This is a genomic window from Amycolatopsis sp. NPDC088138, assembly GCF_044741685.1.
GTDB lineage: Bacteria > Actinomycetota > Actinomycetes > Mycobacteriales > Pseudonocardiaceae > Amycolatopsis.
This window is the reverse complement of record NZ_JBIUTB010000007.1, coordinates 859,300-883,180: the sequence shown is the minus strand read 5'-3', so window position 1 is coordinate 883,180 and position 23,881 is coordinate 859,300. Positions and strand designations below refer to the sequence as shown.

The window sequence follows — 23,881 nt, the reverse complement described above, 5'->3', positions numbered from 1 at the left end:
CGCACTCGCCTCGTCGGCACCCCGCACCCTGGCAGCGTTCCAGCGCGCGATGGCGGCCGCGACGCTTCGGCGGACCGCGAGAAGATCGAGCCGCTGATGGTGAAGTACGCGAAGGTCGATCCGAACACGGCCGCCGCCACCGTCCTGCTGACGCTGAAGTCCACTTTGGACGCTCGGCAGCTGCAGCGGGTGCCGCACCTGCTGCTGAAGACCGGGGTCATCACGACCCCGGTCGACGCCGCGGCGATGGTGGTGCGTCAGTAGATCGTCGTGTTCTCCGCGACGACCCGGACGTGGACCAGCGTCGGGCGCTTGTCGGCCAGCGCGGCCGTCAGGGCCGGGGCCAGCGAAGCCGGCTCGGTGATCGCGATGCCCTGGCAGCCCATGCTCGCGGCCAGGGCCGAGAAGTCGATCCCGCCCAGCTGGGTGCCCGGGAGCTTGGCGCCGCCGATCGCGTCGCCCAGGATGCGGACCGCCGCGTACTCGGTGTTGTCGAGGATCACGATCGTCACCGGCAGTTCCTGGCGCGCGGCCGTCCAGAGCGCCTGGATGCCGTACATGCTCGAACCGTCCCCGACGACGCCGACGACCGTGCGGTCCGGCCGGGCGAGCGCCGCGCCGACCGCGCCCGGGACGCCGTACCCGAGCGTGCCGCTGGCCATCGTGAGGAAGCCGGTGTCGGTCGAGGTGATCGGCAGGTGGTCGTGCAGGACACCGCGGTGGCTGGGCGTCTCCTCGACGACCAAGGCGTCTTCCGGCAGCAGTTCCGCGAGGGTCGCGTAGACGTACGCCCCGGTGAGCACGCTGCCGTCCGGCTTCGCGGGCCGCTGCCGCGGCGCGGGCGCGGGACGGCTCGTCTCGCCGACGGCGTCGGTCAGCGCCCGGATGCCGAGCTTCGGCGTGGTGCGGATGGCGGTGCCTTCGTAAGCGCGCGCCAGGATCTGCTCGTCGTCGCTGACGATGAGCAGCGGCGGCAGCGGAGCCTCACCGCGGCCGCGCTCGACGTGGTAGGTGAACGCGGGCGCGCCGAGCACGACGACGAGGTCGTGCGCGGCCAGCTTGTCCGAGATCGCGCCGCGCTCGGGGTCCAGGAACCCTTGGAACAGCGGGTGGTTCTCCGGGAACGAGCACCGGAACGACATCGGCGCGACCCAGACACCGGCGTTGAGCCGTTCGGCGAGCGCGACGGCCTCCTCGACCGCGCCGTCCTGGTCGACCGCCCCGCCGACGACGATGGCCGGCCGTTCGGCGGCGGCGAGCGCGGCGGCGGCCTCGGCGATCGACTCCGGATCCGGCGCGAAGCCGCGGATGCGCGGGCGGGAGATGATCGGGCGCTCGGTCGTGACGGCCCAGTCGTCGGCCGGAACGGACACGAAAACCGGACCGGACGGCGCCTGCGTCGCGACGTGGTAGGCCCGCGCGAGCGCGGCCGGGACGTCCTCGGCGGTGGCCGGCTCGATCGACCACTTCACGTACGGCTTGGGGAACTCCGCGGCGTCCATCGCGCCGAGGAACGGATCGTGCGGGAGCAGCGACCGCACCTGCTGCCCGGCGACGATGATCAGCGGCGTCCGGTTGCGGTAGGCGGTGAAGACGCTGCCGAGCGCGTGCCCGACGCCGCCCGCCGAGTGCAGGTTGACCAGCACGGCCTGGCGCGTGGCCTGGGAAAAGGCGTCGGCCATCGCCACGACGGCGGACTCCTGCAGCCCGAGGATGTAGTAGAAGTCGTCCGGCCAGTCGGTCAGGAAGGGCACCTCGGTGGTGCCGGGGTTGCCGAACACCGTGGTGAGGCCGAGCTCCCGGAGGAGCTCGCGGGAGGCGTCCAGCACCGTGCGCTTGAGCATGCCCCCAGGCTAACCGTTAGCGCTGCGAAAGAAACCACCGAAAGCCGTGAAGGCCACCTTGAGGGACTCTGAGTCCCTCAAGGTGGCCTTCACGGACCTACTTGGAAATCAGCCGATCAGGCCGGACAGGCCCGAGCCCTTGAAGGAGCCCCAGCCGGTCACCTGGTCGTAGCCCGTGCCGGCGGTGAAGCCGGTCGTGCCGTGCAGGGTGTTGTTGCCCGTCGTCACGTCGTGGAAGCCCGTGCCGTAGGAGGAACCGTTGCCGATCGAGTAGAACTTCGGGTTCAGGTTGCCGAGCCCGCCGCCGTGGACCTGGTTCTGCAGCGTGGCGAACGCCGCCCACAGCGGGGCCGCGCCCGACGTGCCCCAGACCGTCTCCCAGGCACCCGCCGTGTAGATGTAGTAACCCGAGCCGCTGGCCGCGTCCGCCGAGACGTCCGGGACCTTGCGGTTCGTGGTGCTCTGCGAGGACTGCCACGACGGCGCCGTGAAGACCGTCGAGATGCCGCCGCCCGTGGAGCCGTTGGACGCGCCGTCGTTCCACGCCTTCTCACTGCTGTAGGCGTTCGAGGACGTCACGGTCAGCTGCGTGCCGCCGACCCCCGTCACGTTCGGGCTGGACGCCGGGAAGTCCACGGCCTTCGCCGTCGAACCGGTCTGGCGGTAGCAGTCGGTCGTGCCGTCGTCGCCCGCCGCCGCGAAGTACGAGATGCCCTCCGCGGTGCCGGTCGCGATCGCATTGCTCACGCTCTTCGCGCCGCTCGAACCCTCGGCGGATTCGCAGGCGCCCCAAGAGATCGAGACGACGTTGACCGTGTGGTCCGACGCGATCTTCTGGTACATCGCCAGCTCGCCGGCGCTCGAGTTGGGCGCCTCGTAGACGTAGTCGTTGGCCGCCGCGGCCAGCGCGTGCACGACCTCGATGTCCAGCTCGACCTCGATCTGGCCGTCACCGGGTGCGGAGTCGTAGTTCGCGCCGCTGACCGGAACCGTGGTCACCGTGCCCGCCGAGAGGCCGTACTGGCTGTCGTACTTGGTGACGTCGGCCTTCTTGTAGCCGTCGAACTCGACGAAGCCGACCTTCACGCCGCTGCCGGTCGCCGAGAGACCGCTGGTGCCGTAGGCGGTCTTGAGGATCGGCGGGGTGACGGACTTGACGACGTTGGGCTGGGCGGCCTTGGCCGAGTGCGTCCGCACGGCGTGGTTGTCCAGGCCGACGACGTTCGCCACGACACCCGAGACGTCCGCGGACACGGTCGGCGCGGCGTCGTTGGCGAAGAAGTTCCGGCCGGACGACTTGTCGTGGTAGGTCCCGATCCCGGTGTGGAACGCCGCCTCGAGCTGCGCCGCCGAACCGCTGAACGTGATCGCCTGCCGGTTGCCGGAAACCTCGATCCCGGTGGCCCCCGCCTTCCCGAGGAATGAGACGGCCTTGTCGACGTCCGCCTGCGTCGGGCCGAACTCGGCATTGAACTGCGCGGGCGTGAGGAAGTGGTGGTATTGCGGCGAAGCCGGGTTCTGCACATCGGCGAGGAACTTTTCCAGCGCCTGCTGGTTGTGCAGTTTCAGCGAGAGCGCCGCGGTGATCTGCTGCGCGCCGGCGACCTCGCCGGTGCGGTCGCTGTTGACCAGTGGCGCGGCGGAGTCGGACAGCGTGACCAGGGGTTCCGACGCCGCGGCGGCCGGGACGGCCACGGCGAGGCCGAGCAACGCAGGCAGCGGCACAGCGGCCGCGACGAGCTTGCGCAAGCGCATGGGAGAATTCCTCTCGGCGGTGGGGACCGGGCCTGCGCGGAATGCTCGCCGCAGGTTGCCGAGAAGCATAAGAAACCGATCTCGCGGCAAGGAACCTACTTTTGTCTGCCGTTTCGCGGTTCCCATTTTCGTTTTCCGGCTTGTTTACCTTTTCATGGTAAAACGATTATTGTCCGAAGTGTCGGGATACTGGTGGGGAGTTCCGGGGATGCCGGTTTCGGCGTTCGCCAGCCGCGCCGAGCCCGGCCGGAACGGTCGACACACCGCCTGGAAGGGCCGACACAGCGACGGGAGTAGCCAACACGGGGCCCAGGACTTCGGCCGTCGGCGTGTTGACCGCTTCGGGCGGTGGGTTGGCCGCTCCGCGCACCGAGTCGGCGACCCCGGGCACCGGCGTTGGCGGCCCCGAGGCACCGCATTGGCCACTCCGGCATCGTGTTGACCGTCGCACCCGCCGCGTTGGCTACTCCGGCATCGTGTTGACCGCTCCGCGCACCGCGTTGGCACTCCGGCATCGTGCTGACCGTCGCAGGCGCCGTGTTGGCTGCTCCGGGCATCGTGCTGGCCACTCCGGGCGCTGTGTTGGCCGCTCCACACACCGAATCGGCGGCCCCGGGCACCGCATTGGCGGACTCAATCGCCGCGTTGGCTACTCCGGCATCGTGCTGGCCGCTCCGCGCAGCACGTTGGACACTCCGGCATCGTGTTGACCGTCGCAGGCGCCGCGTTGGCTGCTCCAGGCATCGTGTTGGCTGCTTCGGGCGCTGCTCCGCGCACCGAGTCGGCGACCCCGGGCACCGCGTTGGCGGCCTCAGCCGCCGCGTTGGCTACTCCGGCATCGTGCTGGCCGCTCCGCGCACCACGTTGTCCACTCCGGCATCGTGCTGACCGTCGTAGGCGCCGTGTTGACCACTCCGCGCACCGCATTGGCCACTCCGGCATCGTGTCGACCGCCGCAGGCGCCGCGTTGGCTACTCCGGGCACCGCGTTGGCCGCTCGAGCGGCCGATCAGTGCGGCAGCTCCTCGATGCGCTCCACGATCTCCCGGGCGTGCGCGTCGCCGGAAAACCGGCGGGCCGCGGCCGAGAGCGTGCGCAGCCGCTGCCGCGTCCTCGGCGACCGCAGCGCGCCGGCCAGCTCGATGGCTTCCTGCCCGGTGCGGGCGGCGACGTCGAGGTCGCCGTCCAGTGCGTGCACGGTGGCCAGCCAGATCACCGTCAGGCCCCGGCTGCGCGTCATGTCGGGGCCGTAGCCGGCGATCGCGTCGGTGAGGGCGCGGATGCCGTCGCGGCCGTGCCGCACGTCGACCACCTGGGCCAGCTCCCCGTGCACCGTGCCGGCCATCGCCGCCATGTCGTTGGCCCCGAAGAACGCGGCCCACGGCGACACCTCGGTCTCGTCGGCGGCCGCGAACTCGGTGCGGGCGCGGCGCAGGTACGTCAGCGCCGCGGCGACGTCGGCCTTCTTCGCGTACGCCCACGCCTGGTTGGCCGACAGGATCGCCTGCGCGCGCGGGGAACGCGCCCGCCGCGCCGCTTCCCGCCCCTGCGCGAACTCCGCCAGCGCCGCGTCGACCGCGCCGTAGTGCAGGTGCAGCCGGCCGGTGCGGTAGCGGATGTTGGCCTGGAGGTCGTGGTTCCCGGCTTCGACGGCCAGCTCCAGCGCCCGCGCGAACGCGCTCAGCGCGGCCGCGGGCCGGTCCTCGTCGAAGCTCGTCCAGCCGGCCAGGTTGTACAGGTCGGCGACGACGGTGCACAGCCGCACCAGGACCGCGTCCCGCATCGTGCCGTTCAGCAGCTCCGCCGCGGCCGGCAGGCGTGCCTCGATCGCCTCGGCGCAGGACCCGCCGCCGTAGCGGTAGTCCCGGGCCCGGAGTTCCGCGACGGCTTCCTCGAGCCGCCGCACGTCGGTGAGGCCCACGCGCAAGTCGCGCGGGTCCCGGCCGTCACTGCCGGTCATGGCAGCCCTCCGTCTCCTAGAGAGCCACCGCTACTGGCAGCTCCCGGTCATTGCCCTCCGGGCCAGGCCTCAGGCCGCTCCCTCGCGGGGTTGGCGCCGGGCAGCACCCCGGCGGCGGTGAGCACCACACCCGTGGCGGTTTCCGCGATCTTGACCGCGGCCAGGAGGCCGGTGAGGGCGAGCGAGCCGCCGAGACCCAGCCGGGCGTACTCGTCTTCGGGGGTTCCGGTTCCGCGCTGCCGCGGTATCGCACTGGTCACGATGCGACCTTCCGGCTCGTTCCGGGCGCGGCAGCCCGGTAATCGCGGGTATTCCGCCGCCCCCACGCGGCGGAGACCCATCGGACGGTCGTGTTCTTCGGTTCTTGCCGGTCTCGCGACGAGCTCGTCTTGAACTGAATACGCGCGCACACAGCGCCGCCTCCCGCACTTGCAGAACGATTCCTGAACATGGCCAGATCGCGAAATGCGGGACAACCGTAGCCACTGGCTCGGCCCCAAATCAGCCGCCAACCAGGTCATAACCCTGGGTTGCGCGTGCACCTGCACGCGCAACCCGCGCCTGGCTCCTGCACTTTCGAAATGCAATTTCATCGAGCGGGAATCGCTTACCGGAGTGCGCACTGCCATTCGACGGATCTCGTTATCGTCCTCCGATCCGCCGCAGAATTCCGCAGTTCGATCAGGACTTGACGAGTTCCACCCAGTTGCGAACCGATTCAGCGTCGACCGGCGACTGCCAGCCGCCGGGCCGCACGGCGCTGCCGACATGGAACCCGCGCACCCCGCCCGCGCGCAAGAGGTGCACCTGCTGGGCGCGCAGGCCGCCGCCGACGAGCAGCTCCGGCCCGGTCTCGCGCTGCGCGAGCCGCTGCAGCACCGACAGGCCGCTGCCGACGCCGTTCGGGTGGCCCGCGGCGAGCACCGTGTCACAGCCCAGCGAGGTGAGCTGGTCGTACGCGCGCAGCGGGTCGCGCGTACGGTCGATGGCACGGTGGAACGTCCAGGGCAGGCCGTCGATCTCCTTGATGAGTGCTTCGCACGCGTCGAGGTCGATTTCGCTGTCGAAGTTCAGGAAGCCGAAGACGAACTCGCGCGCGCCCGCGTCGATCAGCCGGGCCGTGTCGGCGCGCAGGCCCTCGATGTCGCCGGCGGCGAAGGAACCGTTGTCCCGCAGCATGACCCGGATCGGGAGATCGGTCGCCGACCGGACGTCACGCAGCGTCTCCAGCGAGGGCGTCAGGCCGTCCTGGGCCATGTCCGCGACCAGTTCGAGGCGGTCCGCCCCGCCCGCCTGCGCGCCTTCGGCGTCCGCCGCGTCCAGCGCGATCACTTCCAGCAGGGGCGTCTTCGAGCTCATGCCTCATCCGTTTCACTGGTTCCGGGTGTCTTCTCCCCTCGCGTGCCGCCCTCGCCGGAAGCCGCCCTGCAGGCTCGTCATCCGTTCGCGCACCGCTTCCGGGGAAAGAGAGAGTATCGGCCGCTGCTCCGGCACCGCTCCCGGGCTGGCGGCCGAATCCGCCGGCTGCAGGAACGGCCAGGTGTCCTCGGCGCCGTCCTCCTGCTCGAGCTCCGCGGGCGTCGGCCACTGGTACTCCGGCTCGATCGCGGCGGACGGCTGCGCGAGCACGGCGGGCGGGGCGACCGGCGGGAACTGCGGGTCGGTGTCCTCGTCGTCGGGGTTCGGCGCGGCGGCCACCGGCAGTGGCACGGGCGGCGGCGGTGGGGGTGGCGGGGGCACGGGCGCGGGTTCGCGGGCCGGCAGCCCGGCGGACAGCGCGTGCCGCGGCTCGGGTTCGACCGGCCGCGGTTCCTCGGCGACCGGACGGGGTTCCGCCGCCCGGCGCGGCTGCTCGGGCGGCGCGGAGGCGTCGAACCAGCGGGACAGGACGTCGCGGTAGGCGGGCATCCGCTCGGTCGGGGCGTCGAAGTCCAGGTGGATGTCGTCTTCGGCGGTGGGCCACTCCGGGGCGTGGTCGCGCGCCACCACCGGCGCGCGGCGCGGCGGGCCGGCCTCGATCGACGGCGGCGTCAGCTCTTCCGGCCCTTCGGGCTCCGGTTCCGGCTGCGTGAGTGGGGCCAGCGGCGCCAGCAGCTCGGGCTCCGGGGCGACCGGCGGCTCGGCGGGCAGCGGCGGCGCGGGCAGGGGTGGCAGTTCGACGATCAGCGCGGTGGGCACCAGCACCGTCGCGACCAGGCCGGTGCGGTCGGCGGCGCTCAGCCGGACGTCGATGCGGTGCCGCTTGGCGAGCGTCGCGACCACGTACAGGCCCATCCGGCGCGACACCTCGACGTCGACGTCCGGCGGGTTCGCCAGCCGCGCGTTGGTGCGGTCGATCTCGGCCTGCGGCATGCCGGCGCCGTGGTCGGTGATCTCGATCTGCCAGTCGCCGTCGTGGGTTTCGGCGCTGCCCACGGTGACCGTGCCGTCGCCGGAGTAGCGCGTCGCGTTCTCCAGCAGCTCCGAAACGACGTGCACGAGGTCGTTCACGGCCTCACCGCGGACCGCGACCTGCGGCGCCGGGCCGAGCTCGATGCGCTGGTAGTGCTCGACCTCCGAGAGCGCGGCGCCGACGATCTCGTCGGCCGCGACCGCGCCGTCGTCCCCGCGCACCGAGTCGTGCCCCGACAGCACCAGCAGGTTCTCGCTGTTGCGCCGCATCCGCGTCGCCAGGTGGTCGAGCTCGAACAGCCCGGCGAGGGTGTCCGGGTCCTGCTCGTCGGCCTCCATCCGGTCGAGCACCGAAAGCTGCCGTTCGACGAGGTCCTGGCTCCGCTGCGAGAGGTTGACGAACATCGCGTTGACGTTCTCGCGCAGCATCGCCTGTTCGCCCGCCAGCCGGACGGCCTCGCCGTGCACCGCGTCGAACGCGCGCGCCACCTGGCCGACCTCTTCGCGGGTGAACACCGGCACCGGCGCGACGGCGAGGCGCTTGCGGAGGTTCTCCGGCGCGGGCTCGGGGTCGGTGAGCAGGCCCTGCACCGCCGCCGGCAGCCGGTGCTCGGCCACCTCCAGCGCCGTGCGGCGCAGGATCCGCAAGGGGCGCAACAGGGAACGCGCGATGACGACCGAGAGCACCCCCGCGACGAGCAGCACGGCGAGCACGGCGCCGCCGTCCCAGAGCGCCGCGGTGCGCGCCTGCGACGCGAGGGTGTCGGTGCGTTCCTGCAACTGGACCAGCAGCGCCTGCTGCACCTGGTGGGCCAGGTTCACCGTGTGCGTCGCCGAGGTGTCCCACTGGTTCGGGTCGAGGCCGGAGAGGTTCTGGCCGTTTTCGGTGCGGGTGAGCGCGGATTCGACGATGTCGTTGCCGATGTCGACGACCAGGCCGATCACCGTGTCGTCGAACATCCGTTGCTGGTCAGGGGTCGCGAAGGTGCGGTAGTCGTTGTGCGCGGCGTCGAGCTCGGCCTCGGCGCCGAGCAGCGCGCGCGTGCGGTCGCGGCTCAGCGTGCCCTCGGCGAGCGCCTCCGCCATCACCGCGCGCTTGACCGACATCTGGTCCTTGATCCGGGCCAGTGCGTTGCCCGCCAAGCGCAACCGCGCGAGCTCGGGGTCCGAGACGTCGGCGGCGGCCGAGTCGCTGATGTCGAGCAGACCCGAGATCAGCTCGCTGTAGGAGCGCAGCACGGCGTCGGCCGGGAACGCGGAGTGCTCCGCGGAGAACCGGAGGCCGCCGAGCACGCGCAGCCGGTCGTCGGTCTGCTGCAGGCTGTCCGCGGCCTTCGCGTCGAGGCGGGGCTTGCTGTCGGCCAGCGTCCGCTCGAACGTCCCGATCGCCTGGTCGACGCGTTTGCGCTGGCCGGCGAGGTCCGCGGTGTCGCCCTGGCGGCTCTGCGCGACGAAGCGCACGGTGAGGTCGCGCTCGCGCTGGAGTTCGTGGATGGCTTCGGCGACGGTGCTGTCGACGCGGCCGCGGGTGGCGAACTCCGCGAGCTGCTGCGCGTCACGCAGGTCCGAGCTGATCCGGAGGCCGACGAGCGCGATCACCGCCAGCGCGGGAATGAGCAGGACGGCGAAGAGTTTCGTGCCGAGGCGCCAGTTCCGCAGTCTCCAGCGGCCACCGGCCGGACGCGGATCCGCCGCCTCGCCACCCTTGCGGGGACGCTTGTCGCGACGGGTCACCTGGTTTCCTTTTCCACCGCGGGAGGAACCCGCGGACCTACCGACACCTCGAACCTACTGAACGGTAGCCCGCTTCATGAAGATCCGAAAGCCGCGCTGGCGCGATACGGCCCTGCCCGCGATCGTATGGGGCGCGGACCATACGATCCAGCACGAGAATCAGATTCTCGCGGTAGGTGAAGGTTCATGATCAGACGCAGACTCACGATTCCGCTGGTAGCGGCGCTGCTGGCGACTTCGGGCTGCAGCCTGTTCAATTCCGGTTCGACGGCCGCGCCACCGCCATTGGAACGGACCACTCTGCGTGTCGGTGTGGGCAACGCCATCGACACGGCCCCGCTGCGCATCGCCGTCGGGGCCGGGAAGTTCGGCCCGGCGGGGCTGAAAGTGCAGCTCGTGGAGCTCGGCGCCGGTGACGGGCTGGCCAAGCTGGCCTCCGGCGACCTCGACGTCACCTTCGCCAGCGACATCGCGATGTTCCGCGCGGCGGCCGGCGGTCAGCCGCTGCAACTGCAGGGCGAGGCGTACACGTCCGGCCCGAACACCATGGCCTTGGTCACGTTGCCGGGTTCCGACTACACCGTGCCGACGGCCAAGAAGGCACCGGAGATCGCCGTCAACATGCTCGACGACATCGGCGCGCTCGCCGCGCGCTCGGTGCTGGGCACCGCGGGCGTCGACGTCGCGAAGATCAAGTTCAAGCAGGTGCCGTTCGACCAGATGCCGCAGTCGCTGCAGGCGGGCGACGCGGACGCGGCGCTGATGGCCGAGCCGTACATCACCCGCGCCGAGAAGGACCTGGGCGCGCACATCCTCGCCGACGGCGCCCGCGGCGCGACGCTCGACTTCCCGCTGTCCGGCTACGCGGCCGCGAAGCCGTTCGCGGAGGCCAACCCGCGCACGCTCGCCGCGTTCCGCACGGCGCTCGGCGCGGCCCAGCAGAGCGCGACCGACCCGGCCATCGTCCGCGACTCGCTCCCGAAGTTCTCCGACATCGACACGACGACGGCGGCGCTGATCTCCCTCGGCTCGTACCCGGCGTCGCTCAACGGCATCCGGCTGCAGCGCGTGGCGGACCTGATGCACAACTCGGGCCAGCTGACGAACCGCCTCGACGTCCAGTCGCTCCTGCCGGATCAAAACAGTTACTAACTTCGCTTCACCTGGTCTACTTTTGCACTCAGTCTACTTGAGGAGTGCACGATGGACGTCCTTGTCGCCGGCGCCGGACCGGCCGGCCTGACCACCGCGGCCGAACTCGCCCTCGCCGGGGTTTCCGTGACCGTCCTGGACCGCCGCGACGGGCCGATCCTGCCGCGGCCGGTCGGCCTGCAGCCCCGGACCGCCGAGCTGCTGGAGCTGCGTGGCATGGATCCCGCCGACCGGTCGCTCGACGGCCCGAGCGGCCACTTCGCCGGGTTGCCGGTCCCGCTGGACCACAGCGCCTGGCGCACCCGCCACCCGCGGGTGCGCAACCGGAGCCAGGACGACGTCGAGGCGATGCTGGCCGAGCACGCCGTCAAGCACGGCGCGGTCATCCGCCGCGGCCACGAGGTCCGCGTCGTCGAGGCCGGTGACGACGGTGTCACGGTCGACGGGCTCCGGGCCGGCTGGCTGGTGGCCTGCGACGGCGCGCACAGCACCGTCCGCAAGCTGCTCGGGCTGCCGTTCCCCGGCCGCACCGAGACCTACGTCGCCACGCTCGCGCACATCCGGCTCGCGTCGGCGTCCGAGCTCGTCCCGCCGCGGATGGCGCACTTCAGCCAGGTGACGCGCCAGGCGAACGGGTACTGGGCGATGCTCACCCCGCTCGGCGACGGCACCCACCGGTTCGTCTTCGGCGCCACGGCGGAGCAGCCCGGCTGGGAAGCACCGGTGACGGACGCCGAGGTCACCAAGGCCCTGACGGCCCTGTACGGCGTCGAGACGCGCCTGGGCGAGCTGTACGGCGCTTCGCGGTTCAACGACGCCACACGGCAGCTGGAGCGCTACCGGCACGGCCGTGTGCTCTTCGCGGGCGACGCCGCGCACATCCACCCGCCGCTCGGCGGCCAGGGGCTCAACCTCGGCGTCCAGGACGCGATGAACCTCGGCTGGAAGCTGGCCGCGACCGTCCGCGGCACGGCGCCGTCCGGGTTGCTCGACAGCTACCACGACGAACGCCACCCGGCGGCCGAGCGGGTGCTGCGGCACACGGCCGCGCAGCGCGTGTTCACGGCGCCGGACCGGAGCGAGAACGTCGAGGCGCTGCGCGAGATCGTCGTCGACCTGATGCGGACGCCGGACGGGAACCGCTACTTCAGCGGGCTCATGTCCGGGCTCGCCCAGAGCTACCCCGGCGCGCGGCGCGTCCCGGACCTCGACCTGACGACGGACGGCGGCCCGACGCGGCTGTCCGCGCTCCTGCACAGCGGCCGCGGCCTGCTCCTCGACCTCGGCGACCACGCGGAACCGGCCGGCTTCACCGGCCAGGTCGGCTTCGTGCGCGCGGCCACCGACGACGCCGAGTACCGCGGCCGGCTGCTGCTGGTCCGCCCCGACGGCTACGCCGCCGAGCCCGCCGAGCTGGGGCGGTGGTTCGGCTAGATGTTCTCCCCGGTCTGGATCAGGCACACCGTGCGGGACGGCGGGCCGACGTAGGACAGCACCTTGTCGGCCCCCTCGCACTTGTCGTCGCGCTGGTAGCCGGAGAGGACCTCGACGCGTTCCTGGGCCGTCGGGTCGGTGCAGCTCACCTTGCTGACCGTGGCCTCGTCGTCGACGTCGCGCAGGCAGTCACCTGGGTCGACGTTCAAGGCCAGGCAGAGCGTCCGCTCGGTGCTCGAGCCGGTGCCGGTGATCTGGAACCGCACGTAGTCGCCGCCACCGCAGCGGAAGGAGCCGCGGTAGCTGTCTTCGACCTTGAACGTGGCGCTGTTCTCACCGCAGCCGACGCGGTGGTAGGCGAGGTTGTCGCCGCTCTCCCGCGTCAGGTACAGGCAGTCGCCGTCCGACGGCGGCCCGGCCTGGTGGATCCACACGATGCTCAGCGCCCCCAGGGAGCCGGCCGCCAGCGCGAGGACGACGCACGCGATGAGCGTGATCCGCACCTTCACGCTGAACCAGTGCGGAATCCCCGGCCGCTGCGGTCCCCCCGGCATCGGCGCCACGGGCATCGGCGCGGACGGTGTCGCGTAGTCCGGCGTCCGGAACGGGTTGTCGTCGGACGGTGGTGTGGTCAACGTGCCCTCCAGTGATCCCCTCGGCATATCGTCCCACCGGCGGACCCGCGACAGGAGCGGGCCGGAGCGAGGCACGTATAACAGTAGTTGTGACTGATGGCCCGCTGATCGTCCAGTCCGACAAGACCGTGCTCCTGGAGGTCGACAACCCCCAGGCCGACGACGCGCGCGTCGCGATCGCGCCGTTCGCCGAGCTCGAACGCGCCCCGGAGCACGTCCACACCTACCGCATCACCCCACTGGCCTTGTGGAACGCGCGCGCCGCGGGACACGACGCCGAGCAGGTCGTCGACGCGCTGACGACGTACTCGCGCTTCCCGGTGCCGCAGCCGCTGCTGATCGACGTCGTCGACGTGATGGGCCGGTTCGGGCGGCTGCAGATCGCCAACCACCCGGCCCACGGCCTGGTGATGTCGACCACCGACCGCGCGGTCCTCACCGAGGTCTCGCGGAACAAGAAGATCAGCCCGATGCTGGGCGCGAAGATCGACGACGACACCGTGCTCGTCCACCCGTCCGAGCGCGGGCGGCTCAAGCAGGCGCTGCTGAAGGTCGGCTGGCCGGCCGAGGACCTCGCCGGGTACGTCGACGGCGAGGCGCACCCGATCGCGCTCGACGAGTCGGACTGGCAGCTGCGCGACTACCAGCGGATGGCCGCCGAGGCGTTCTGGGCGGGCGGCTCCGGCGTCGTCGTGCTCCCCTGCGGCGCGGGCAAGACGCTGGTCGGCGCGGCCGCCATGGCGAAGGCGCAGGCCACGACGCTGATCCTGGTGACGAACACGGTCGCCGGCCGGCAGTGGAAGCGCGAGCTCATCGCCCGGACGTCGCTGACCGAGGAGGAGATCGGCGAGTACTCCGGCGAGAAGAAGGAGGTCCGGCCGGTCACCATCGCGACGTACCAGGTGGTCACCCGCAAGACCAAGGGCGAGTACCGGCACCTGGAGCTGTTCGACTCGCGCGACTGGGGCCTGGTCGTCTACGACGAGGTCCACCTGCTGCCCGCGCCGGTGTTCCGGATGACCGCGGACCTGCAGTCCCGGCGGCGCCTCGGCCTGACGGCGACGCTGGTGCGCGAGGACGGCCGCGAGGGCGACGTCTTCTCGCTGATCGGGCCGAAGCGCTACGACGTGCCCTGGCGCGACATCGAGGCGCAGGGCTGGATCGCGCCGGCGGAGTGCACCGAGGTCCGCGTCACGCTGACCGACGCCGAGCGCCTCGGCTACGCGACGGCCGAGGCCGACGAGCGCTACAAGCTGGCGGCGACGGCGCAGACGAAGACGCCGGTGATCAAGTCGATCGTCGAGAAGCACGCGGGCGAGCCGACGCTCGTCATCGGCGCCTACCTCGACCAGCTGGAGATGCTCGGCGACGAGCTCGACGCCCCGGTGATCCAGGGCTCCACGCGGAACAAGGAGCGCGAGGAGCTGTTCGACAAGTTCCGCCGCGGCGAGATCCGCACGCTGGTCGTGTCGAAGGTCGCGAACTTCTCGATCGACCTGCCCGAGGCGTCGGTGGCGATCCAGGTCTCCGGCACGTTCGGCTCGCGGCAGGAGGAGGCCCAGCGCCTCGGCCGCCTCCTGCGCCCCAAGGGCGACGGCCGCCAGGCCCACTTCTACTCGATCGTCTCGAGGGACACGGTCGACACGGAGTACGCGGCGCACCGCCAGCGGTTCCTCGCGGAGCAGGGCTACGCCTACCACATCGTCGACGCGGACGACCTGCTCCGGCCGCTCTGACGCTCAGGGGCCGACCGGGCCGGCGGCCCTCGCCGCCCGGTCGACCTCCGCGCGCCTGGCCGCCCAGAACGCCTGGTCGCGCTGGGTGTCGGTCGCCAGCGTGCCGTCCAGCTGCTCACGCAGGACGTCGGCGTGCCCGGCGTGCCGGTTGGTCTCGGTGAGCACGTGGACCAGGACGTTGAAGAGCATCACGTCCGGGCGCGGCCACCAGGGCACGTGGCCGGGTGCGTCGACGGCCAGCGCGGCGATCGTCGCGTCGGAGTGCGCCCAGACGCGCTGGTAGCGGCCGGTGATGTCCTCACGCGTCTCGTGCTCGGCCGCCCACATGTCGGTGCCGCGCCGCTCGAGGTCGTCCCACCGCGGGACGGCGTCGGGAGACGGCCGGCCGAAGACCTCCCCGAAGTAGCGGGCCTCGCCCACCGCGAGGTGCTTGACCAGGCCGAGCAGGTTGGTCCCGGTCGCGGTCAGCGGACGCCGGATGTCGTACTCGGACAGCCCGTCGAGCTTCTGGAGCATCGCCTCCCGGATCTCTCGCAGGTCACTGTGCAGGTAGTCCTTCGCGAAGTCGTCGATCACGGTTCCCAGCTTGCACCAACGGGCGGACCGCTCGCGTTCGGCGGCCGCGGCGTCCCCGTTCGGCCCAGCGCATCGTCACAGGAACAACTTCCGCCACACACGTCTCGTGCAGCTTCCTGACCTGCGATTTTCCGGATTCACTCGAACGGATGAGCGGGCCGGACGCTGGAAATTGTCAGACCCTCGAACTACTGTTCGACATGCACCAGCCGAACACAAGTTCGAGGGGACGTCATGACGATCGCACCGCTCCGCCCCGGTACCCCCGCGCCGCCGGTCCAGACCCTGCCACCGGGGTCGTGGCACGGCAGGCTGTGGGTGTCCGACCTGCCCTTGACCCGGCCCGAGCGCTACCTGGGCTGCGTGGCCGAGTTCGAGCGGTCCGGGCTGTGGCCGGTGCTGATCCCGCACGACCAGCGCTTCGCGGCGAACGGCGAGGACTGGATCGACGACCGCGGCCGGCTCGCCCCGGCCGGCCACCGGGTCGCGTCGGCCGACCCGGCCATGGTCCTCGACCGCTGGTGGGACGGCTCCTGCTGCGACGGCGCCTGCCTGCGCCCCTTCACCGCGCGGTTCCCCGGGTTGGCCAAGCGCAGCCCGCGCCGCTCCGACCCGCTGGCCGAGGCGGGCAACACCGGCTCGATCCTGGCCAACCGCGCCCCGCACCGGCTCGGCCTGGTCCAGACCGAGCGGCCCGCGGACATCCCGGCCCTGCTGGGCTGGACGGGCATGATCAAGTGCACCGACCAGGTCGCCGAGCTGTCGGCGGTGCTGCGCAGCTGGGAGGACCGCTTCGGGGCGACGCTGGTGGTGCTGGGGTTCGACGCCATCGAGCTGTCGGTGTCGGCCCCACCCCGCAACCAGGCGAGGGCCCTGTCGGTGGCGGCGGAGCACCGGGCGTTCAGCCTGCCGACGTTCGCGGCCCAGCCGGGCAACCTGCGCGAGTACGCGTCGGACCTGGTGCAGTCGCGGCACTGGCGGTTCTCCTGGGCATGAGCACCCGACACCGGCGGCCACCCACCACCCGGCGCGGCGTGGGCGCCGGACCCAAGACGCCCGCCCGCGGCACAGCGGCTGCCCTCCCCGGCACGACAACGTACACAAGCATCCGACATCAGCGACCACTCACGACACCACCAACCCCGCGCGGTGCGGGCACCGGACTCAAGACGCCCGCCCGCACGACACCGGCGAGTGTCCTGGGCACGACAACCCACACAACCACCCGACACCAGCGACCACCCACCACACCACCAACCCCGCGCGGCGCGGGCACCAGGCCCAAGACGCCCGCCCGCACGACACCGGCGAGTGTCCTGGGCACGACAACCCACACAACCACCCGACACCAGCAACCCCCCACCACACCACCAACCCCGCGCGGCGCGGGCACCAGGCCCAAGACGCACGCCCGCACGACACCGGCGGTCCTCCCCTTCACCACACCCCACACAAACACCCGACACCGGCAACCACCCACCACACCACCGCAACCCACACCAACCACCCCGCGCGGCGCGGGCACCAGACTCAAGGCGCCCGCCCGCACGACACCGACAGCCCGCCTGGGCACGACAACCCGCACAAGCACCCGACACCAGCGACCACCCATCACATCGCCGCAACCCACACCCGGCCCGGCAACCGCCACCCCGCGCGCCGCGGACACCGGACTCAAGATGCCGGCCCGCGGCACACCGACAGCCCTCCCCAGCACAACCACCCGACACCGGCAACCACATCACAGCAACCCACACTGACCATCCCGCGCGGCGCGGGCACCGGACTCAAGACGCCCGCCCGCGCGACACCGACAGCCCTCCTGGGCATGAGAGCGCGCAAAGGAGTCCGGGCACCGGCGAGGCAGGGCCGCCCCGCCGGATTCGCGGCGCCGCAGCGGGGCGGCGCGGGACACCGCCGGCAGGCGGGGCGATGAGCAGACACGTCAAAGGGCCGGTGAGACGGCCGTCCGCCAAGTTGGGTCAGCTGTCCCGCCCGGCGGTCCGCTGGTCCGGACGGCGGCCGCGCGGGCGCGTTTGGGGGTGCCGGCGAGCGGGCATCACCCAGCGCGGGAAGGCGGTGAGAGCGATCGCCGAAATCCGGATCGGGACGTCGGGCTGGCGCTACCCGCCCTGGCGCGGGGATTTCTACCCGCCGGGGCTGGCGCAGCGGCGCGAGCTCGAATACCTTTCGCGGCGGCTGAGCGCGGTCGAGCTCAACGGCTCGTTCTACTCGTTGCAGCGCCCGGAGCGGTACCGCGCGTGGTTCGACGAGACCCCATCCGGCTTCCTCTTCGCGGTGAAGGGCGGCCGCTTCATCACGCACATGAAGCAGCTGCGCGACGTCGAGACGTCGCTGGCCAACTTCTACGCGTCCGGAGTGCTGGCACTCGGTGCGAAGCTGGGGCCGTTCCTCTGGCAGCTGCCACCCCGGCTCACGTTCGACCCCGACCGGCTCGTGAACTTCTTCGCCCTCCTGCCGCGCACCACCACGGAAGCGGCCGAACTGGCGAAGAACCACGACGACAAGCTGAAGGCGAAGCCGTACTTGGAGGCAGGAAAGCACCGGCCGCTGCGGCACGCGCTGGAGGTCCGGCACCCGAGTTTCACCGAGCCCGCGGCGACGGAACTGCTGCGGGAGCACGGGATCGCCCTGGTGGTCGCCGACACGGCGGGAAAGTGGCCGTTCCTCGAAGACCAGACCGCCGACTTCGCGTACGTCCGCCTGCACGGCGCCGAGGAGCTGTACGTCAGCGGCTACTCGGACCGCGCGCTGCGCGAGTGGGCGGAGAAGATCCGCACCTGGCACGACGACGGAAAGCGAGACGTCCACGTCTACTTCGACAACGACGTCAAGGTGGAAGCCCCACGCAACGCGGAGGCCCTGGCCGAGCTGCTGGGAGTGAGCCCGCCGACAGGACAGTGAGTGGACAGTGAGCGCACTCGGCTTGGGTTAAAGGGCGGGCCGGACCGGCTTGCGTGCTGTCGCTGGGGGTCGGCACGCGAGCGGTCCGCCGCACACAACCACGCGGCAGCGCCGAGCGGATGACACCGATCACTCCGCGCGCAGTCGGCTCGCGCACGGACACTGACCGCGAACCTCGCGAAAGGCCGCCGCGCCGCGGAACCTTGTCGAGGCGCGACAACCGCAGCACCCGCCAACAATCCCAAAGCGCCTCAGCCCGGCGCGCCCACCAAAGCCGCCAGCTTGGCTCGCACGTCGTCGGCATCCGGGTGGCCCAGCTCCGTCAGCAACCGCACCGAGCGCACCCAGCACTCCCGGGCCGGCGCCGCGTCCCCGTGGCGGAGGTGGATCGTGCCCAGCTGGGCCAGGACGTCCGCCGCCTCGTACTGCTCGCCCATGGCGAAGAACATCTCCACCGAGTCGCGGATGCACGCGATGCCCTCGTCGAGCCGGCCCAGGCCGATCAGCGCCAGGCCCCGGGTGTGCTGCGTGAACCTCGTGTCGACGGACTCGCCGTCCGGGCCCAGGATCGCCAACGCCGCGTCGGCCAGCTCCAGCGCCTGCTCGTGGTCGCCCATCGACGTGCAGATGTCGCCCAGCGCCCGCAGCACACTCGCCTCGAACGCGCCCATCCCCAGCTCACGCACGATCGCCAGCGCCTGCGTGCCGTGCTCGTACGCCCAGGCGTAGTCGTCCAGGTTGTGCGCCGCCAAGGCCAGGTTGTACTGCGCCCGCGCCTCGCCCTCCCGCGCGCCGAGGTCGCGCTGGATCGCCAGCACCTCCTCCAGGTAGCGCCGCGACTCCGCGTACTGCCGCAGCACGCCGTGGATGACGCCGAGTCCGCTGAGGATGCCCGCTTCGCCCGGCCGGTGGCCGCTGTCCCGCGCGGCTTCGAGCGCCACGCCGAACACCGAGCGCCAGTCGTCCAGCTGCGAGCGTGGCGCGAAATAACTCTGCATCAGCCAGGCGAGCTTCCAGCAGACGTCGTCCCGCCGTCGCCGCGCCAGGTGCACCGCGGCGATCAGGTTGCCCGCCTCTTCGTCGAACCAGTCCAGCGCGTCGTGGTACTCGGCGAACGTCAGCTCGCCCTCGACGTCGGCCGGCTCCAGCAGGCGGTAGTAGCGCTCGGGCCGCATCCGCCGTGACGCGTTGAGCGCCGACGCCAGGTACCAGCCGAGCAGCCGGTCGAGCGCGGCGTCACGCTCCTCCGCGCTGTCGACCTGCTCCGCGACTTCGCCGGCGTACGCGCGGATCAGGTCGTGGAACTGGTAGCGGCCCGGCCGCGGCTGGGCCAGCAGGTGCGCGGCCTCCAGGGTCGCGAGCAGCGGCCGGGTCCGCGTCAGGTCCAGGCCGGCGACGGCGGCCGCCGCGGGCGCGGTGAAGTCGACTCCGGTGGACAGCCCGAGCAGCCTCAGCAACCGCGCCGCCGCGGGCTCCAGTGCCTGGTAGGAGTACGAAAACACCGAACGGATGTTGGTGCCCTCGCCGTCGGCGAGGTCGAACGAGCCGAGCAGGTCGTGCTCGCTTTCGAGGGTGTCGACGAACTCGTCGAGCGGCAGCTCGGGGAACTGCGCCGCCCGCACCGCGAGGATCCGGATCGCCAGCGGCAGCCCGCCGCAGTACCGCACGAACCGCTGGGTCGCCGCCGGGTCGCGGGCGACCCGCTCGACGCCGATCGTGGACGCGAGCAGTTCGACGGCGTCCTCGTCGCCGAGCTCCTCCAGCGCGACGCGGCGGGCGCCGTGGGTCGCGACCAGCCCCCGCAGCTGCCAGCGGCTGGTGATCACGACCAGGTTGCCCGGCCCGGGCAGCAGCGGCCGCACCTGCTCGGTGCGGTTGGCGTTGTCGAGCACGACCAGCAGCCGCCGCCCCGCGGTGTGCGTCCGCCAGCTCGCCGCGCGGCCGTCGAGGTCGGCCGGGAGCTGCTCGCACGGGACGCCGAGCGCGGTCAGCACCGCTTCCAGCGCGGCCGCCGGCTCCACCGGCTCGCCGGGCCCGTAACCGCGCAGGTTGAGGTGGATCTGCCCGCCCGGGAACCGGTCGGCGATCTCGTGCGCGAAGCGCACCGCGAGGGTCGTCTTGCCGATGCCGCCCATGCCTTCGACGGACGCGATCGGCGTCGAGGCGTCGGCGTCGGACGCCTCGGGCAGCAGCGCGTGCAACGCCTTGAGGTCGTTCTCGCGCCCGGAAAAGGTCCGCAGGTCGGCGGGCAGCTGGTGCGGGACCTGCGGTTCGGCGCCGAGGCGGTAGCGCGCGGGTTCGCCGTCGTCGGCGCCGGTGAGGATCGCCTGCCGGGTGCGCTGCAGCGACGGACCGGGATCCAGCCCGAGCTCCTCGGCCAGCACCCCGCTGATCCGGCGGTACACCTCGAGCGCCTCGGCCTGGCGGCCCGACCGGTACAGCGCGACCATCAGCTGCTCGCACAGCCGCTCCCGCAGCGGGTTTTCCCTGGTCAGCCGGGTCAGTTCGGGCACGACGGTGCTGTACTCGCCGACCTCGAGCAGCGCGTCCGCCCACAGTTCGCGCACGCGCAGGCGTTCCTCGGCGAGCTGCCCGGCCTCGTCGCGGTGCAGCGCGTCGGATTCGACGTTCAGCAGCGCCGGTCCGCGCCACTGCGCGAGCGCGTCGGCGAAGGACGCCGCCGCCTGCCGGCTCTCGCCGCGGTCCAGCGCCGCCTGGCCGCGGGCGGCGTGCGCGCGGAAGCGGGAGAGGTCAAGCAAGTCGTCGGCGACCTCGATCCGGTAGCCGCCGCTCTCGGTGCGGATCGCGACCTGGTCGCCGAGGGCGCGGCGCAGGCGCAGCACGTACGTCTGGAGCGCGCCCTTGGAGCGCCGGCGGTCGTCGTTCCACAGCCAGCGGCCCAGCTCGTCGACCGGCACGACGCGGTTGGCGCGCAGCAGCAGCCCGGCCAGCACGATCAGCGGCCGGCTGCCCCCGAGCGGCACCGGGCGGCCGTCGGCCGTGACCTCGGCCGGCCCCAGCAGGCGGAAATCGAGGACCACCGGCTCATTCTGTCGGGAAACGCGCTGATCGGCACCCGATAACCCGAGGTGGGACGGTGGCATGATCGGCGGTGATGAAGGTCTACGCGATTCCCCTGCGCAACCGCTTCCGCGGCATCACGGTCCGTGAGGGCGTGCTGCTGCCCGGCCCGGCGGGCTGGGGTGAGTTCTGCCCGTTCGCCGACTACTCGGACGCCGAGAGCCTGCCGTGGCTGCACGCGGCCCTCGAAGCCAGTGAGCTCGGCTGGCCGGCGCCGGTCCGCGACCGCGTCGAGGTGAACACGACGGTACCGGTGGTCGGCGCGGAGAAGGCGTACGAGCTGGTCAAGGCGTCGGGCTGTCGCACGGCGAAGGTGAAGGTGGCGGACACCCGATTGTCCCTTTCGGACGACTGCGCCCGGGTCGAGGCGGTCCGCGACGCGCTCGGCCCGGCCGGCGCGATCCGCGTCGACGCCAACACGGCGTGGGACGTCGACACGGCGATCCGCGCGATCACCGACCTCGACAAGGCGGCGGGTGGCCTGGAGTACGCGGAACAGCCGTGCCCGACGATCGACGACCTCGCCGCGGTCCGCCGCCGCGTGTCGGTCCGCATCGCCGCCGACGAGTCGATCCGCCGCGCGGAGGACCCGCTGAAGGTCGCGGTCGCCGGAGCGGCGGACATCGCGGTGCTGAAGGTCTCCCCCCTCGGCGGCGTCCGCCGGGCGCTGGAGGTCGCCGAGGCGTGCGGCCTGCCGTGCGTGGTGTCGTCGGCGGTGGAGACGAGCGTCGGCCTGGCCGCCGGCCTCGCGCTGGCGGGCGCCCTCCCGGAGCTGGAGTTCGCGTGCGGCCTGGGCACGATCTCCTTGCTGGAAGGCGACGTCTGCGCGGACCCACTGTCCCCTGTGGACGGTTACCTCCCGGTGCTGCGCAAGCCCCCGGAGCCGACAGAGGCGTACGAGGCTTCGGCCGACGTCCGAGCCGCCTGGGAAGCCAGACTGGCGAGGGTCCGCGGCCTCTTGTGAGTGGGAAACAGTGTTCCAACACTGTTTCCCACTCACGACCTCAGGCCGCCGCGGCTTGCCAGGCGTGGTCGTACGCGTGCACCAGCCACCGGTCGGCCCACCCGTGGTCCGGCTGCTCCGGCAGCGGTGACCCGCCCCGGACCAGGCGGTCGAGCCGGTCTTCCAGCTCGGCCGCGGCGTCGACGGCTTCGGCCTGCGTGTGCCGGCCCTGCCGGAGGTCGCGCAGCCACGAGCCCCACGGCTCGGCGATCGGCAGCGTCATCCGGCCCGTCTCGAGCAGCTCGACACCCTGGACGCCCAGGCGAACCATGTGCATCGCGTACTTCGTGTCGAAGCCGTACTTCTCGACCAGCTCCGGCCGGTTGACCTTCAGCTCGCCTTCCAGCAGCCGCTTCCGCTGCGTCCGCAGGTAACCCGCGAACCGCAGGCCCGCCTGCCGGGACACGATCCGGTCCGCGTTCGCGCGCAGCTCGTGGCCGAGGTCGGTGATCCGGACGATCTCCGCGGCCGGCACGAACAGCGGCAGCAGGATCGTGGGATTCCCGCTCAACGCCAGCCGGACCCACTTGCGGAGCGAGTAGACGATGAGGTCGAGGTCGCCGGGCCCGGAGCGCACGCCTTCCGGCTGGGTGCGGAAGACGTACTGCTCGAACCGCCGCAACCCGGTGACGTATTCGGCCGGTTCCACGCACAGCCCCATTTCGTCGCGGTCGTCCTGACCGTCGACGGCGGTACCGTGCAGGCCGGAACCGACCTGGCAGCGCAGGATCGTGCCCTGCTCGGCGATCGCGGCGAACTCGGGGCTGTCGTGTTCCATGGTCCGAAGTTGTACCGGCCCCGGGTCCGGGTGGGCACCTGGTTTTCCCCGAGGCCGAGTTCAGGGTCCGGATCCGGGCCCTTCCCGATGTGGGCGGTGCCCCCGGCGGGCGAACATTGGTGCATGACGAACAGCGTGTACACCCCGGAAACCAAGAAGGTCCGCCGCAGCCGTACCGACAAGATGCTCACCGGCGTCTGCGGTGGCTGGTCCCAGTACCTCGGCATCGACGCGAACGTGCTGCGCATCGGGCTCGTCGCCGCCGTTTTCCTCTCCGTCGGCATCGCCATCCCGATCTACGTCGCGGCCGCGATCCTGACCCCCGAAGAAGACTCCTGACCGGGGCGGGCGCCGGTTCGCAGGGGGAACCGGTGCCCGCCGGAGGAACCAGGGGTGTGCGCAGCAGCGGCCCGGACGCCAGGGGACGTCCGGGCCGTTCGGCGTAGCGCCCTGGGCTGACCGGCCGAAATGCCCTCCGCGAACCCCGTTCGAGGGGTTAGGGTTCGCGCTCGTGGATCAAGGGAACACCGCCAGCCGGACGGCCGCGAGGGTCGTCGTGGGGGTCCTCGGCGGGCTCTACCTGCTCGCCGGACTGGGGCTGACCGCCTTCGCCGCCTTCTTCGCGCTCGCCTTCAACGACACCGGCAGCCCGAGCGTCACCCGGACCGTGCTCTTCACCGCCGCGGCGGCCGCGATCTGGATCCTGCTCACCGGGATCGGCGCGATCGTCGTCGCGCTGGAAGCGGAAGAGGCGAGCACCGCCTGGCTCGGGGGCCTCGGCGTGCTCGCGCTCGGCGTCGTCATCGCCGGTGCCTTCGCCATCTGGTTCTTCACCAAACCGTAGCGAGCAAGGAAAAAGCCCGGCCCGCCGAAGCGGA

At 71.9% G+C, this 23,881-nt stretch carries 19 protein-coding genes; 9 read left to right on the top strand and 10 right to left on the bottom strand.

Annotated elements, in window-relative coordinates; all coding sequences use genetic code 11:
- Nucleotides 1-96: 96 nt before the first annotated feature.
- Nucleotides 97-264 (top strand): hypothetical protein, encoded by a 168-nt coding sequence (locus tag ACIOD2_RS40910; protein WP_400550571.1) that lies wholly within the window; start codon nt 97-99, stop codon nt 262-264.
- Here the strand turns inward: ACIOD2_RS40910 and mdlC are convergent.
- The 6 genes from mdlC to ACIOD2_RS40880 form a co-directional block, all read right to left on the bottom strand.
- Nucleotides 258-1,844, bottom strand: coding sequence for a benzoylformate decarboxylase (mdlC, locus tag ACIOD2_RS40905; RefSeq protein WP_400550569.1), 1,587 nt, complete (start codon nt 1,842-1,844; stop codon nt 258-260). The genes ACIOD2_RS40910 and mdlC overlap by 7 nt on opposite strands.
- Before the next feature lie 108 nt (nt 1,845-1,952).
- Nucleotides 1,953-3,599 carry a protease pro-enzyme activation domain-containing protein gene (locus ACIOD2_RS40900; protein ID WP_400550567.1) on the bottom strand — a complete coding sequence of 549 codons (1,647 nt, stop codon included), beginning with the start codon at nt 3,597-3,599 and terminating at the stop codon, nt 1,953-1,955.
- Between the two features lie 1,008 nt (nt 3,600-4,607).
- On the bottom strand, nt 4,608-5,558 hold the full coding sequence (locus tag ACIOD2_RS40895; protein WP_400550565.1) for a hypothetical protein: 951 nt from the start codon (nt 5,556-5,558) through the stop codon (nt 4,608-4,610).
- Nucleotides 5,559-5,605: 47 nt separating this feature from the next.
- Nucleotides 5,606-5,818, bottom strand: a complete 213-nt coding sequence (locus ACIOD2_RS40890) for a hypothetical protein (protein WP_400550563.1) — start codon at nt 5,816-5,818, stop codon at nt 5,606-5,608.
- Between the two features lie 421 nt (nt 5,819-6,239).
- Nucleotides 6,240-6,917, bottom strand: coding sequence for a copper homeostasis protein CutC (locus ACIOD2_RS40885; protein WP_400550561.1), 678 nt, complete (start codon nt 6,915-6,917; stop codon nt 6,240-6,242).
- A 12-nt stretch (nt 6,918-6,929) separates the two neighbouring features.
- Entirely contained in the window at nt 6,930-9,683 is a 2,754-nt protein-coding gene (locus ACIOD2_RS40880) for a nitrate- and nitrite sensing domain-containing protein (RefSeq protein ID WP_400550559.1), read from the bottom strand.
- A gap of 186 nt (nt 9,684-9,869) precedes the next feature.
- On the opposite strand from ACIOD2_RS40880, the gene ACIOD2_RS40875 reads away from it, so the two are divergent.
- Both ACIOD2_RS40875 and ACIOD2_RS40870 read left to right on the top strand, forming a co-directional pair.
- Nucleotides 9,870-10,835, top strand: coding sequence for an ABC transporter substrate-binding protein (locus ACIOD2_RS40875; protein WP_400550557.1), 966 nt, complete (start codon nt 9,870-9,872; stop codon nt 10,833-10,835).
- 51 nt (nt 10,836-10,886) lie between these two features.
- Nucleotides 10,887-12,269, top strand: coding sequence for an FAD-dependent oxidoreductase (locus tag ACIOD2_RS40870; RefSeq protein ID WP_400550555.1), 1,383 nt, complete (start codon nt 10,887-10,889; stop codon nt 12,267-12,269).
- Here the strand turns inward: ACIOD2_RS40870 and ACIOD2_RS40865 are convergent.
- Nucleotides 12,266-12,904, bottom strand: coding sequence for a hypothetical protein (locus ACIOD2_RS40865; RefSeq protein WP_400550553.1), 639 nt, complete (start codon nt 12,902-12,904; stop codon nt 12,266-12,268). The genes ACIOD2_RS40870 and ACIOD2_RS40865 overlap by 4 nt on opposite strands.
- Nucleotides 12,905-12,993: 89 nt before the next feature.
- Here ACIOD2_RS40865 and ACIOD2_RS40860 point away from each other — a divergent pair, with 89 nt between their 5' ends.
- Nucleotides 12,994-14,640, top strand: a complete 1,647-nt coding sequence (locus tag ACIOD2_RS40860; protein WP_400550551.1) for a DNA repair helicase XPB — start codon at nt 12,994-12,996, stop codon at nt 14,638-14,640.
- Nucleotides 14,641-14,643: 3 nt separating this feature from the next.
- On the opposite strand, the gene ACIOD2_RS40855 is transcribed toward ACIOD2_RS40860, so the two are convergent.
- Nucleotides 14,644-15,216 carry a DinB family protein gene (locus ACIOD2_RS40855; protein WP_400550549.1) on the bottom strand — a complete coding sequence of 191 codons (573 nt, stop codon included), beginning with the start codon at nt 15,214-15,216 and terminating at the stop codon, nt 14,644-14,646.
- 234 nt (nt 15,217-15,450) lie between these two features.
- On the opposite strand from ACIOD2_RS40855, the gene ACIOD2_RS40850 reads away from it, so the two are divergent.
- Complete coding sequence (locus tag ACIOD2_RS40850; protein ID WP_400550547.1) at nt 15,451-16,212, top strand: DUF4253 domain-containing protein; 762 nt, start codon at nt 15,451-15,453, stop codon at nt 16,210-16,212.
- A 1,083-nt stretch (nt 16,213-17,295) separates the two neighbouring features.
- Nucleotides 17,296-18,141, top strand: coding sequence for a DUF72 domain-containing protein (locus tag ACIOD2_RS40845; RefSeq protein ID WP_400550545.1), 846 nt, complete (start codon nt 17,296-17,298; stop codon nt 18,139-18,141).
- 251 nt (nt 18,142-18,392) lie between these two features.
- Here ACIOD2_RS40845 and ACIOD2_RS40840 read toward each other — a convergent pair whose 3' ends face one another.
- A complete protein-coding gene (locus tag ACIOD2_RS40840) occupies nt 18,393-21,182 on the bottom strand; it encodes a BTAD domain-containing putative transcriptional regulator (protein WP_400550543.1) in 2,790 nt (929 codons plus the stop codon).
- Between the two features lie 74 nt (nt 21,183-21,256).
- Between ACIOD2_RS40840 and ACIOD2_RS40835 the strand changes: the two genes are divergently transcribed.
- Entirely contained in the window at nt 21,257-22,186 is a 930-nt protein-coding gene (locus ACIOD2_RS40835; protein WP_400550541.1) for an o-succinylbenzoate synthase, read from the top strand.
- Nucleotides 22,187-22,226: 40 nt separating this feature from the next.
- On the opposite strand, the gene ACIOD2_RS40830 is transcribed toward ACIOD2_RS40835, so the two are convergent.
- Nucleotides 22,227-23,003 carry a DNA polymerase beta superfamily protein gene (locus ACIOD2_RS40830; RefSeq protein WP_400550539.1) on the bottom strand — a complete coding sequence of 259 codons (777 nt, stop codon included), beginning with the start codon at nt 23,001-23,003 and terminating at the stop codon, nt 22,227-22,229.
- A gap of 123 nt (nt 23,004-23,126) precedes the next feature.
- On the opposite strand from ACIOD2_RS40830, the gene ACIOD2_RS40825 reads away from it, so the two are divergent.
- Nucleotides 23,127-23,342 (top strand): PspC domain-containing protein, encoded by a 216-nt coding sequence (locus ACIOD2_RS40825; RefSeq protein WP_247058574.1) that lies wholly within the window; start codon nt 23,127-23,129, stop codon nt 23,340-23,342.
- 172 nt (nt 23,343-23,514) lie between these two features.
- Nucleotides 23,515-23,847 carry a hypothetical protein gene (locus ACIOD2_RS40820; RefSeq protein ID WP_400550536.1) on the top strand — a complete coding sequence of 111 codons (333 nt, stop codon included), beginning with the start codon at nt 23,515-23,517 and terminating at the stop codon, nt 23,845-23,847.
- The last annotated feature ends 34 nt before the right edge of the window (nt 23,848-23,881 follow it).